The organism is Rhizobium sp. NFACC06-2 (genome assembly GCF_900101425.1).
Taxonomy (GTDB): domain Bacteria; phylum Pseudomonadota; class Alphaproteobacteria; order Rhizobiales; family Rhizobiaceae; genus Agrobacterium; species Agrobacterium leguminum.
Genome location: NZ_FMVA01000007.1, coordinates 73,463 through 85,935, shown reverse-complemented (window position 1 = coordinate 85,935; position 12,473 = coordinate 73,463). Strand labels below are relative to the sequence as shown.

Annotated in this window: 13 protein-coding genes; 7 read left to right on the top strand and 6 right to left on the bottom strand. The window is 59.7% G+C overall.

The window, feature by feature from the left end:
- Positions 1 to 6 precede the first annotated feature (6 nt).
- The gene (locus F3H58_RS13760; RefSeq protein WP_149742594.1) at positions 7 to 309 is read right to left on the bottom strand and encodes a hypothetical protein; all 303 of its coding nucleotides are present in this window, start codon (positions 307 to 309) and stop codon (positions 7 to 9) included.
- Complete coding sequence (locus F3H58_RS13755; RefSeq protein ID WP_188128913.1) at positions 309 to 2,609, bottom strand: FdhF/YdeP family oxidoreductase; 2,301 nt, start codon at positions 2,607 to 2,609, stop codon at positions 309 to 311. Before F3H58_RS13755 ends, F3H58_RS13760 begins: the two co-directional genes overlap by 1 nt.
- 393 nt (positions 2,610 to 3,002) lie before the next feature.
- On the opposite strand from F3H58_RS13755, the gene mgtE reads away from it, so the two are divergent.
- Both mgtE and F3H58_RS13745 read left to right on the top strand, forming a co-directional pair.
- Entirely contained in the window at positions 3,003 to 4,430 is a 1,428-nt protein-coding gene (mgtE, locus tag F3H58_RS13750) for a magnesium transporter (protein WP_149742592.1), read from the top strand.
- A 72-nt stretch (positions 4,431 to 4,502) separates the two neighbouring features.
- Positions 4,503 to 4,889: a MerR family transcriptional regulator gene (locus F3H58_RS13745; protein WP_003524989.1), complete on the top strand. Its 387-nt coding sequence runs from the start codon at positions 4,503 to 4,505 to the stop codon at positions 4,887 to 4,889.
- 171 nt (positions 4,890 to 5,060) lie between these two features.
- Here F3H58_RS13745 and F3H58_RS13740 read toward each other — a convergent pair whose 3' ends face one another.
- Entirely contained in the window at positions 5,061 to 6,026 is a 966-nt protein-coding gene (locus tag F3H58_RS13740; protein ID WP_149742591.1) for a heparan-alpha-glucosaminide N-acetyltransferase, read from the bottom strand.
- 91 nt (positions 6,027 to 6,117) lie between these two features.
- Positions 6,118 to 6,810 (bottom strand): DUF599 domain-containing protein, encoded by a 693-nt coding sequence (locus tag F3H58_RS13735; protein WP_003524993.1) that lies wholly within the window; start codon positions 6,808 to 6,810, stop codon positions 6,118 to 6,120.
- 503 nt (positions 6,811 to 7,313) lie between these two features.
- Here F3H58_RS13735 and cobU point away from each other — a divergent pair.
- From cobU to ccoP, 5 genes are all read left to right on the top strand, one after another.
- Positions 7,314 to 7,835 carry a bifunctional adenosylcobinamide kinase/adenosylcobinamide-phosphate guanylyltransferase gene (gene cobU, locus F3H58_RS13725; RefSeq protein ID WP_149742590.1) on the top strand — a complete coding sequence of 174 codons (522 nt, stop codon included), beginning with the start codon at positions 7,314 to 7,316 and terminating at the stop codon, positions 7,833 to 7,835.
- A gap of 239 nt (positions 7,836 to 8,074) precedes the next feature.
- Positions 8,075 to 9,697 carry a cytochrome-c oxidase, cbb3-type subunit I gene (gene ccoN / locus F3H58_RS13720; RefSeq protein WP_149742589.1) on the top strand — a complete coding sequence of 541 codons (1,623 nt, stop codon included), beginning with the start codon at positions 8,075 to 8,077 and terminating at the stop codon, positions 9,695 to 9,697.
- Between the two features lie 10 nt (positions 9,698 to 9,707).
- Positions 9,708 to 10,439, top strand: a complete 732-nt coding sequence (gene ccoO / locus F3H58_RS13715) for a cytochrome-c oxidase, cbb3-type subunit II (protein ID WP_149742587.1) — start codon at positions 9,708 to 9,710, stop codon at positions 10,437 to 10,439.
- 13 nt (positions 10,440 to 10,452) lie between these two features.
- Positions 10,453 to 10,605: a CcoQ/FixQ family Cbb3-type cytochrome c oxidase assembly chaperone gene (locus F3H58_RS13710; RefSeq protein ID WP_003502810.1), complete on the top strand. Its 153-nt coding sequence runs from the start codon at positions 10,453 to 10,455 to the stop codon at positions 10,603 to 10,605.
- Between the two features lie 3 nt (positions 10,606 to 10,608).
- Positions 10,609 to 11,472 carry a cytochrome-c oxidase, cbb3-type subunit III gene (gene ccoP, locus F3H58_RS13705; RefSeq protein ID WP_149742586.1) on the top strand — a complete coding sequence of 288 codons (864 nt, stop codon included), beginning with the start codon at positions 10,609 to 10,611 and terminating at the stop codon, positions 11,470 to 11,472.
- 217 nt (positions 11,473 to 11,689) lie between these two features.
- Here ccoP and F3H58_RS13700 read toward each other — a convergent pair whose 3' ends face one another.
- Both F3H58_RS13700 and F3H58_RS13695 read right to left on the bottom strand, forming a co-directional pair.
- A complete protein-coding gene (locus F3H58_RS13700) occupies positions 11,690 to 12,046 on the bottom strand; it encodes a VOC family protein (protein WP_149742585.1) in 357 nt (118 codons plus the stop codon).
- 10 nt (positions 12,047 to 12,056) lie between these two features.
- Entirely contained in the window at positions 12,057 to 12,461 is a 405-nt protein-coding gene (locus F3H58_RS13695) for an SRPBCC family protein (RefSeq protein WP_149742584.1), read from the bottom strand.
- Positions 12,462 to 12,473 lie beyond the last annotated feature (12 nt).

Below are 12,473 nucleotides of genomic sequence, written 5' to 3'. Positions count from 1 at the left end.
TTCGTTTCAAATCCGCAGGGACGCCGCCGCAAGGGCCTGTCCTTCTTCGGTTGCCTCCAGAAAGCTGCGCTGGGTGCGGGCATCGCGTTTTACCATCCGCACGAAACGCGGCGACAGGGCCATGATTTCGCGCAGAATGAGGGCGTGTGCAAGCCCCAGCCGGTTGGCGATGCTGCGGCTGTCAGCGGCGATGTTCAGATGAACCGAAAGAAGGATAGCCGCGCCCGTGGCGGTCAGCGCCCGTGAGGAGCTTTCCTGAACCCGCTCCACCGCCGCCATGAACGCCGCAGTGGATTGCTCCTCTTCCATCAGGAGGCATCCCGGCGCAGGCGAACGGAGACGAGCACCGATTTCGATGTCGGCGTGAAGCTGCCTTCGCCATAGCTCGACAGCGGCACCAGCACGTTCAGTTCCGGATAATAACCGCCGATGCTGCCCTGCGGGATATTATAGGGCACCAGCCGGAAATTCCGCGCAATGCGCTCCATGCCGTCGCCATATTCGCCGATGACATCGACGCGCTGGCGGGAATGGGCGCCGAGCGCTTCCATGTCTTTCGGGTTCATGAAGATGACGTGGCGCTCGCCATAGACGCCGCGATAACGGTCGTCCATGCCGTAGATCGTGGTGTTGTACTGATCGTGGCTGCGGAAGGTCTGCAATACGAACAGGTCATCGCGCGTGAGCGCCTGCTGGTGTTCTGTCTGTTCGGGCAAGGGGCCGCTGTAGAAGGTGGCCTTTTTTGCCGGCGTGTTCCATTCCCGTTCGGCTGCTGCGTTGCGCAGATGAAAACCGCGCGGCACGCGGACGCGCTCGTTGAAATTATCGAAACCGGGAATGACCCGCTCGATCATGTCGCGGATGAGATCGTAGTCATCGGCAAGCGCCTTCCAGTCGACTTGGGCATTGCCAAGCGTCGCCTCGGCGATGCCGGCGACGATGGCGACTTCCGAACGCAGCTCATCCGAAGCCGGCGAATTGATGCCGCCGGAACCGTGCACCATGCTCATGGAATCTTCCACCGTGACGATCTGCGACCGGCCGGCCGAATTGCGGTCGATTTCCGTTCGGCCGAGGCAGGGCAGCACGAAGGAGGTTTCGCCCGGCACCAGATGCGAATGGTTGAGCTTGGTAGCGATGTTGACGGTCAGCTTCTGCTTTTCGAAGGCCTTGACGATCAGCGGGCTGTCGGGCGTCGCGCGCATGAAATTACCGCCGAGCGCGATGAAGGTCTGAGCCTCGCCGTCCAGCATGGCGGCGACGGCTTCGACTGTATTGTGGCCGGGCTTGCGCGGCATGGGGACGCCGAGTTCCTTCTCCAGCGCGTCGAGAAGCGCTGGCGGGGCCTTTTCGTCGATACCGACGGTGCGGTCGCCCTGCACGTTGGAATGGCCGCGCACCGGGCAGAGGCCGGCGCCCGGACGGCCAATATTACCGCGCAGCAGCATGAAATTGGTGATCTCGCGAACGATGATGACCGAATGCCTGTGCTGGGTGACGCCCATGGCCCAGGTGGCGATGACGGAACCGGCATTCATGTAGATGCGGGCGGCTTCCTCGATCTCCGCGCGGGTGAGGCCGGACTGGTCGAGGATGCTTTCCCAGTTCGTCGCATCGACGGCGGCGCGATAGGCCTCGAACTCCGCCGCGTGTTCGGCGATGAAGTCGTAATCGATGATGGCGGGTTCGCCCGCTGCCCTTGCGGCATCGTCGGCGGCGAAGACCGCCTTGCTCATGCCGCGCACGGCCGCCATGTCGCCGCCCTGGCGCGGCTGGTAATAATTGGTGGCGATGCGGGTGCTGCCGCCGGTAATCATCTCCACCTTGTCCTGCGGGTCGGCAAAGCGTTCCAGACCCTTTTCACGGATGGGGTTGAAAACGGCGATGCGAGCGCCGCGAAGGGCGGCGCGGCGCAGGTCGCCCAACATGCGGGGATGGTTGGTGCCGGGATTTTGCCCGATGACAAAAATGGCGTCCGTCTGCTCGAAATCCTCAAGCAGCACGGTGCCTTTGCCGACGCCGATCGAAGCCTTCAGGCCGACGCCGCTCGCTTCGTGGCACATGTTCGAACAATCGGGGAAATTGTTGGTGCCGTAAAGCCGGACCATCAACTGATAAAGGAAGGCCGCCTCGTTGGAGGCGCGGCCGGAGGTATAGAACTCCGCGCGGTCCGGGCTGTCGAGGCTGTTGAGGATACGGCCGATTTCGGCGAAGGCATCGTCCCAGGAGACGGGCAGATATTTGTCGCTCGCCCGGTCATAACGCATGGGATGGGTGAGGCGGCCCTGTTTTTCCAGATCGTAATCGGACCAGCCGCGCAGTTCCGAGACGGTGCGGCTGGCGAAGAAGTCCGGCGGCACGCGGGCCTCCGTCGCTTCCCATGAAACGGCCTTGACGCCGTTCTCGCAAAATTCGAAAGAGGAGCCGTGTTCCGGGTCGCCCCAGGCGCAGCCCGGGCAGTCGAATCCATCCGGCTGGTTGGTCTTCAAAAGCGTGCGGGCGCCGGAAATCGGGGCGCCGGATTCGAGAAGGCGTTTACCGACGCTTTTGAGTGCGCCCCAGCCGCCTGCGGCTGTCGATGCCTTGCCAATGAAGTCCGTCTTGCTCATGTTCCTGATTCCCGGAATCTGTCTTCTCGTGCCCGCCTGTCGGCGCTTGCCGTTTGTCAAATGCCTATCCAGAAGCGCCGTTCCACGCTGCCTGTCAATGTCTTAATTGTGCATTGCGGCGAAACCTTTGTTCGCCCGTTCGACATTTAAAACGGGAACGGCGTAAAGGGGGTGGGCGTTGTCGTAAAACAAGCTGCAAAGCCTGGCTAAACATGCCTATAGCCGCTGGCCGTGGCTAAGCCTGCGAACAGGAAGAGGAATGTCGAATGGATTTTTCGTCGCAGCCGGAGAGCTTGTTCATTTGCCGCTATCCGGTTGTTGACAATAAACCTTTTAACGCCATTCTGCCTGCGCATCCGTGCACTGCGGCATTTGAATACAAGGGGACGCCAGATGACAGACCGTGACGACGATCCTGTCGCGCCCGAGGACATGAAGCCTGCGGAAGCGCCCTCCGATATTTACGCAGAAGACGGCTCCGTCCGCTCGGATTTTCTGACGATGGTGGGTGCCGCGATCGCTGACCGCGATCTGCTTTTCCTGCGCAAGAACGTGGCGCGGCTGCACGAATCCGAACTCGGCGACCTGCTGGAATCCATCCAGCCGGAACAGCGCCATGCGCTGGTGCGCCTTCTCGGTTCCGACTTCGACATGACGGCGCTGACCGAGGTGGATGAGGGTATCCGCCTCGATATCGTCGACCAGATGTCGAACGAGCAGATCGCCGCCGGTATCGGCGAGCTGGATTCGGACGACGCCGTCTATATTCTCGAGGACCTCGACGACGAGGACCGCGAGGATATTCTCTCGCAACTGCCGTTCACCGAACGTGTGCGGCTGATGCGGGCTCTGGATTATCCGGAAAGCTCGGCCGGCCGCCGCATGCAGACGGAATTCGTGGCCGTGCCGCCGTTCTGGACCGTGGGGCAGACCATCGATTATTTGCGCGAGGAGGAGGAGCTGCCGGATTCCTTCACGCAGATCTTCGTCATCGACCCCACCTTCAAGCTGGTCGGCGCGCTCGATCTCGACAAGGTGCTGCGCGCCAAGCGTCAGGTGAAGATCGAAACGATCATGCACGAGACCAACCACTCCATTCCAGCGGAAATGGACCAGGAAGAGGCCGCGCAGCTTTTCGAGCAATACGACCTTCTCTCTGCTGCCGTGGTCGATGACAACGGCCGACTGGTGGGCGTGCTGACCATCGATGACGTGGTGGACGTCATTCAGGAAGAGGCCGAAGAGGATCTGCTGCGCCTTGGCGGTGTCGGTGACGAAGAACTGTCGGACTCGATTGCCAGCACGTCCCGTTCACGCGTGCCCTGGCTTGCGGTCAATCTCATCACCGCCTTTCTCTCCGCCTCTGTCATCAGCCTGTTCGATGCGACGATCCAGCAGATCGTCGCGCTGGCAATCCTGATGCCGGCGGTGGCCGGCATGGGCGGCAATGCCGGGTCGCAGACCATGACGGTGTCGGTGCGGGCACTTGCCACCAAAAGCCTCGATATTCACAACGCCGCGCGCATCATCCGGCGCGAGGCGGGTGTGGGTATCCTGAACGGCATGCTGTTCGGCTGCGCCATCGGCATTGTTGCCGGCGTCTGGTTTCAAGATATCCATATTGGCGGCATCATCGCCACGGCCATGTGTCTCAACATGCTGGCGGCGGCGCTGGCGGGCATTCTCATTCCGCTGGTGCTCGACAAGTTCGGGGCGGACCCGGCGGTCTCCTCGGCGGTCTTCGTCACGGCGGTCACCGATATTGTCGGCTTTTTCGCCTTTCTGGGGATCGCGACCTGGTGGTACGGTATTTCCGGGTAGGGCCAAGCGGGCGAAAATTGACTTTTACGTGAAGGTCAAATAATATCATCCGGTTATGAATCGGATAGGCCCTTGGACAAGTATTATAGCATAACCGAACTGACACGCGAATTCGGTGTTTCCACCCGTACCTTGAGATTTTACGAGGACGAGGGGCTGATTCACCCTGAGCGTCGCGGGCGCACACGGCTTTTCAGGGCTGCGGACCGCCGCCTCATTCAGGAAATCCTGCGCGGCCGCCGTATCGGTTTCACGATCTCCGAAATTCGCGAAATCATTCACGTCTACAAGGAACCGCCGGGCGAATCGGGCCAATTGGTGCTTCTGATGAAGAAGGTCGATGAAAAGCGCGCCGAGCTTCGGCAAAAACGCAAGGACATCGAAGAGACGCTGGCGGAACTCGACAATGTCGAAGAAGCCTGTCTGACGCGGCTTGCCGAAATCGGCGTGGGGACGTGAAGCCGGCCCCGGCCCTATAGCGGTGTTGGCTATTCCGTTGACGTAGCTGTCAAGAATGGCTCCGAAGCCATTTCACTTTTGTTGCATATGGAACGAGCGGGTTTCGCTTGTCTCTTCTCCCCGGCGGGGAGAAGAAAAGGCGGCAAGCGCTAACGTTCTGGCTACCTGAGCCTACTGCGCTTCAACAGTGCACTGCTGCGCCACCTCGCTGACCTTCGTCTGCTGATCGGCGCTGAGCTTGCCTTCCATCATAGTGTCGAACAGGTTTTCCGCCTGCAGCTTCTCCAGCGTGCAGCCGCAGAAACGTTGGCACAGTTCCAGTCCGTTCGCCTGCTCGACGCAGCTCTTTTCACAGCTCGATTTGTAAAGCTCTACCTGATCGACAGGCGGGGGCGGGGCGATGAGCGACAGGGTGTAGACGAGGCCGATCAGCACCGGCTGGTGGATGAGGTAAAAGGCAAGGCTGTGACGGCCGGCGCCTGCGATCAGGTTGCGAGGCGAACTTGGGCTTCGAAAGCGGTCGAGCCAGTCGCGCGGCGTGACGAATTGCGAGACCGCAAGTCCGGCGAGGAAGGGCGCAAGCCAGGGCAGCAGTGGCACATAATCGTTCGAGCGGGGGGGCATGGTGGAAAAACCGATCCAGGCCAGCCATTTTGCGTTGAACAGCTCCGATTGCAGATAGTGCGGCAGGATGAAAGCAACCACCGCAAAAAGCAGCGTCACGGGTGCGGGCGCACGCAGGAACAGCAGCCCGACAAGGCTTGCAGCGGCGATATTGTGCAATATGCCGAAGAAGATGAAGCTGTCCGGAAAGGCGAAATAGGTGGCGACGGTGATGAGCAGGGCAGACCCCGCCACCATCGCAAAACGCTTGCCGAAAGACGGCCAGTTCAGACCCTTGCCATGGGCCAGAAACAGGCTGAAGCCGGCAAGAAACAGGAACGAGCTGGCGATGCCGCGCGCATAGAGCTTCCAGAGACCCGTGGTTGCCGTGCCGGGTTCGAGATAGCCGAAATATTCCAGATTCCATGTGAAATGGTAGGACGCCATGGCGAGAAGGGCGATCCCTCTGAGCGTATCCAGCCCGCCGATGCGGCCTTTGCGGCGGTTTTCATTTGCGGCTGCGTCTGTGTCCATGTTTTCCGCTTTTTCAGCTTTTCGAGGGGCCGACATTCACTTGGATTCGCTTGAAATGACGTGTGGGCTTGGCCCTTTAAGTGCGGCTATTTCAAGGCCTGTTTTCTTCCATGATGGCGCGTCGCGCTTCGGAAAAGAACTGGCGGCGTAACAGCGCCACGATGATGATGACCGTGCTGGCGATGAAGACGTAAGGGCTGATGAACCAGCCGAGATAACCGATGGACAGGAAGATCGTCCGCAGGCCGTCATTGAAGTTCTTAGCAGCGATGATGTTCATCTTTATGACGTTTTCGGCCGCCCGCTCCGCCGCTTCGCGATCCGCACCGACATCGTGGACCATGGGGATGGCGCCGAACAGGATCGTGCAATAGTTGAACAGGCGATAGGACCAGCCGAATTTGAAGAAGGAATAACCGAAAAGACAGGTGAGCCCGATGACCTTCAGTTCGAAAGCCGTGCGCCCGGCATAATGCACGAAAGGCATGTCGCGAAATACCGATTCGACCTGTTCGGTCGCGCCCAGAAGTGCGAAACATCCGCCGATGGCGAAGATGGAGGTGGAAGCGAAAAAGGCCGTGCCGTTCTGCAGGCCGGCCATGATCTGGGTGTCGATCATCTTCAGGTCGCGCTTCAGCGAATTCATGATCCAGTCTCGCCGACGCTCGGCCATGGCCTGATTGAGGCTGGCTCTCGAAAACAGCCTCGTTCCCGTCGTGACATGGGTATAGACGGCCCATAACAGGATGAAAACGACGATCGAGATATAGTCCATGACGGTCATCACGGGCAGGCCACCTTGCTGTTTGCGAATCTTTGAAAGCATATTGATTTGAAGGCCATGGCAAGGCAATGGCGGCGGCTGCCGTCACTCCATATTCTCCTTTGGCGTTGCGGTTTCATCATTCGGTTTTTCGCTAACTTTCCAGTAACTAAGTCGCTTTATCAATCCAGTCGCGGACGACAGGTCTGCCGGTTCCGGATTAAGGTTTTGCGTTCCGGTTCCGCCTGATTTTTGGCTAACGTCAGGGACCGATTGACAGGATGGCCGTTCGCACCTAGCCTTTCATCAGGACCGGTGTTTCCGGTATCCGGAGTCGCCAAGGCTGATATGCCCCGCATCCTGCAGGCAGGTCTTGTTTTCTCCGGCCCGGTATCAGCGGCAGTCCGGCATGAGCAACCGGGGGACGCCTTTTTCTACGAATCGTTCCCTTCATGTCTGCCTGTCTTTGGCTTGCGACACGGCGAAGATGCCGGTCCGCTTCATTCTCTTCCTTCAGGTTTTAGATGACAGATAAAAACCGCTCCGTTTTCATTCTTGGCGGCGCGCGCTCCGGCAAGTCCCGTTTTGCGGAGGAGCTTGCGGGCAAGTCCGGTGGAAGCCTGCATTATCTGGCCACCGGCCGGGCATGGGATGACGAGATGCGTGAGCGCATCGTCCATCATCAGGGGCGGCGCGGCGGCGAATGGACCACGCATGAAGCGCCCGTCGATATTGCCGCCGTGCTGGAGCAGCTCGATGCGCCGGAAAATGTCGTTCTCATCGATTGCCTCACCCTGTGGCTCACCAATCTGATGATGGAGAATGCCGATATCGAGGTTGCCTTTGCGGCGCTCGAGGCGGCGATTGTGTCGGCTCGGGCGAGGCTGATTTTCGTTTCCAACGAAGTCGGTCTCGGCATCGTGCCGGAAAACCGCATGGCGCGGGAATTCCGCGACCACGCCGGACGCCTGCATCAGCGAATCGCCGCCATTGCCGGTGAGGTCTATTTTGTCGCCGCCGGTCTGCCCCTGAAGATGAAGGGCTGAAGCGGCACCCGCGAAAGCGGGGCCGACGTCGCCGTGTATTTTTGCTCTTACGCAAATTCCTCTCATAAAGCCGCGCCCCGTTTTGCCGGGGCTGCGACAGCTTTGCTTTCTTGATCTGGATCAAGGTGGCGTTCCCCTGCCGGTGGCAATGCTCCAACCGACGCAAAGGCGCGTTTCCGCTCTCCCAGGCGCGTGCCGTGCCTTTCGTCGGTCGGCTTGCACGTTGGGGGAAACCAACAATGAATTACACGTTAGAAACCGCGATCGTGGCCCTTGGGGCCTTTCTCGCGTTGCTTGGGGCAGCCTTTGCCCATGACAGTCTTTTCGCCGCCCATATGTGGGTGCTGTTCTTTACGCTTCTGGTCAGCACGGTGCTTCTGCTGCGCCGTGTCTCCTTCGCGCCTGTCGATTCAGCCGCGCGTGCCCGCCTCAAATCGGAATATTTCGATGAGGTGGTGAAATACGGCGTCATCGCCACCGTGTTCTGGGGTATCGTCGGCTTTCTGGTCGGCGTCGTGGTGGCGCTTCAGCTCGCCTTTCCCGATCTCAATATCGCGCCCTATTTCAATTTCGGCCGGATGCGGCCGCTGCACACATCGGCGGTGATCTTCGCTTTCGGGGGAAATGCGCTGATCGCCACCTCCTTTTACGTGGTGCAGAGAACCTGTCGGGCACGCCTGTTCGGCGGCAATCTCGGCTGGTTCGTGTTCTGGGGCTACAATCTCTTCATCGTCATGGCCGCCACCGGCTATCTGCTCGGCATCACGCAGGGCCGCGAATATGCGGAGCCGGAATGGTATGTCGATATCTGGCTAACCATCGTCTGGGTTGCCTATCTCGTCGCCTTCCTCGGCACCATTTTCATGCGCAAGGAGCCGCATATCTATGTGGCGAACTGGTTCTACCTGGGATTCATCGTCACGATTGCCATGCTGCATATCGTCAATAATCTCGCCATTCCGGTCTCGTTCCTCGGCGTCAAGAGCTACTCGGCCTTTTCGGGCGTGCAGGATGCGCTGACGCAATGGTGGTACGGCCACAATGCCGTCGGCTTCTTCCTGACGGCCGGCTTCCTCGGCATGATGTATTATTTCATCCCGAAGCAGGTGAACCGTCCGGTCTATTCCTATCGCCTGTCGATCATCCACTTCTGGGCGCTGATCTTCATGTATATCTGGGCCGGCCCGCACCACCTGCACTATACAGCGCTGCCGGACTGGGCGCAGACGCTCGGCATGGTGTTCTCGGTGATGCTGTGGATGCCCTCGTGGGGCGGCATGATCAACGGTCTGATGACGCTTTCGGGCGCATGGGACAAGATCCGTACCGATCCCGTCGTTCGCATGATGGTGATGGCGGTCGCCTTCTACGGCATGGCGACATTCGAAGGCCCGATGATGTCGATCAAGGCCGTCAACTCGCTCAGCCACTATACCGACTGGACCATCGGCCATGTTCATTCCGGCGCTCTCGGCTGGAACGGCATGATCACCTTCGGCGCGATCTATTATCTGACGCCGAAACTGTGGGGCAGGGAGCGCCTCTATAGCCTGCAGCTGGTCAACTGGCACTTCTGGCTCGCCACGCTCGGCATCGTCGTTTACGCCGCTGTCATGTGGGTGGCCGGCATCCAGCAGGCGCTGATGTGGCGCGAATATGATAGCCAAGGTTTCCTCGTCTATTCCTTCGCGGAATCGGTCGCGGCGTTGTTTCCCTATTACGTGATGCGTGCATTGGGCGGCCTGATGTTCCTCAGCGGCGCGCTGATCATGGCCTACAACGTCACGATGACCATCCTCGGTCATCAACGCGAGGAGGGCGCCAGCAAGGACGCGACCCCTTCGCTGCAGCCTGCTGAATAAGGAGAGGCCGATGTCCATACTTGACAAACACGGCGTCATCGAACGCAATGCCACGCTGCTACTGGTCGGCTCCCTGCTGGTCGTTTCCATCGGCGGTATCGTGGAAATCGCACCGCTCTTTTATCTCGAAAACACCATCGAGAAGGTGGAGGGCATGCGGCCCTACACGCCGCTGGAACTGGCCGGGCGCAACATCTACATCCGCGAGGGATGTTACGTCTGCCACAGCCAGATGATCCGGCCGTTCCGCGACGAGGTGGAGCGTTACGGGCATTACAGCCTGGCAGCCGAATCCATGTACGATCATCCGTTCCAGTGGGGTTCCAAGCGCACGGGGCCTGACCTTGCGCGCGTCGGCGACCGTTATTCGAACGAATGGCATGTGCAGCATCTGGCCGATCCGCGTTCTGTGGTGCCGGAATCGGTCATGCCCTCCTATGCGTTCCTGAAGACCACGCCGCTGAAGATCACCGACGTTTCCATGGAGCTGAAGGCCAACCGCGCTGTCGGTGTGCCCTATAGCGACGAGATGATCGAGAAATCCGCTGCCGATCTTGCCGCCCAGGCCGACCCGAATGCGGATTCATCGGAACTTCTGGCGCGTTACCCCAAGGCGAAGGTGGGCGATTTCGACGGCGATCCGGCCAGGCTCACCGAAATGGATGCTCTGGTCGCCTATCTGCAGATGCTCGGCACGCTGGTCGATTTCTCGACCTATGACGATGCCACCGGATACCGGTGAGGAGGTGTGAGCCATGGAAACCTACACGGCCATGCGCCACTTCGCCGATAGCTGGGGCCTGCTTGCCATGACCCTGTTCTTTGCCGGCGTCGTCGTTTTCACCCTTCGCCCCGGCTCGAAGAAGGCCGCGGACGATGCCGCCAGTATTCCGCTCAAGGAGGACTAGGATATGTCCGAAAAACACATTGATGACATCAGCGGCGTCGAAACCACCGGCCATGAATGGGACGGTATCCGCGAGCTGAACAATCCCATGCCGCGCTGGTGGGTCTGGACCTTCTATTTCACGATCCTCTGGGCCATCGGCTATACCATCGCCTATCCGGCATGGCCGCTGATCAATGGGGCGACGCAAGGGTTGCTCGGCTGGAACAGCCGCGGCGATATTGCCGCCGAAATTGCCGATGCAAAACAGTCGCAGAGCGTCTTTGTCGACAAGATCGTCAATTCGTCGCTTGCCGAAATTCAGGCCGACCCGACCCTGATGCAATTTGCCCTTTCCGGCGGCGCTGCCGCTTTCAAGGTCAATTGCATTCAGTGTCACGGTTCGGGCGCGGAAGGCGGGCAGGGCTATCCCAACCTCAACGATGACGACTGGATGTGGGGCGGCAGCGTCGACGACATCTATACGACGGTGAAGCACGGCATTCGTTTTGCCGACGATGCGGATACGCGTGCTTCGGAAATGCCCGCTTTCGGTGAAATTCTGAAATCGGACGAAATCCGCGAGGTTGCGGCCTATGTCGTCAGCCTCACCGGCACCCCATCCAACCCGGCTCTGGTGGAGCCAGGCAAGCAACTCTTTGCCGACAATTGCGCCTCCTGCCACGGCGAAGACGCCAAGGGTAATCGCGAATTCGGCGCGCCCAATCTGGCCGATGCGATCTGGCTGAAGTCGCATGGGGAGGAAGGCATCGTCGCGCAGATCCGTTCGCCCAAACACGGGGTCATGCCCGCCTGGGGTGAGCGTCTCGGCGATACGACGGTCAAGCAGCTGGCGATCTTCGTGCACTCGCTTGGCGGGGGCGAGTGATAGCAGAGACAGGAAATGGAGAGGGCCGTGTCATGCCGCCCCGGATAGATGACAGCGGCCTGAAAGTTCTCCCCCGTCATGCTCTGGCCTGTCCCGAGCATCTGCAACGTCTCGATTTAATTGGACGTGATTAGATCCTTGGGACAAGCCCAAGGATGACGTCGAGTGTAAAGAAGCTTTGCCATTACACTCAAAGGGCCGCTATGCGGCCCTTTTTTTATTTGTCCGACCAGACGGCCAGTTCATACCCGTCCGGATCAGTGAAGTGAAAACGCCGGCCGCCCGGAAACTCGAAGATTGCGACGCTGATTTGCCCGCCGGCGGCTTCGACGCGTCGTTGCACATCCTCGATATCGGCGGCGTAGAGAATGACGAGCGGTCCGCCCTGGGCCGAGACCGGAGCCGTCGTGGTGAAACCGCCGGTCAGCCGGCCATCGGAAAATTCGCAATATTGCGGACCGTAATCCTTGAAGGACCAGCCGAAGGCGCCGCCGTAAAATTCCTTGCTGCGCTCGATATCGGCGACGTTGAATTCGACATAGTCGATCCGCCGGTCGTTCGTATTCGTGGTCATGGTTCCTCCATCAATCCTTTTCGAGCAGCGCCTTCAGCGTTTCGAGATCGGCCGTGATCGCTTTTGCATCCTGCTCGAAATCCTCGTCCGTCATGTCCTGAAGGCGAAGCAGGGTGAAACTCACCTCCGTGCCGCTGCCGTTCGGCGTTACCCGTAGCGCGTTATAAACCTTCACACCATCCGGCAATGTCACGACATGGTCGATGACGCCGAACTCGTTTGCGGGCGCGAAATTGACGCGCACTTCGCCAAGCGGCCCGTCCTCGGCGATCCAGTCCTCGCCGTCCGGTGTGAGGCCGCCCGCAAGGCCTGCGGCCCAGTGCGGCATGTTCTGCGGGTTGGAGGCGAAGTCATAGACGTGGCTCCAGGGTTTTTCGACCGACAGATGAATGATTCTCGACTGCATGACAGGCATTTCATCCTCCCT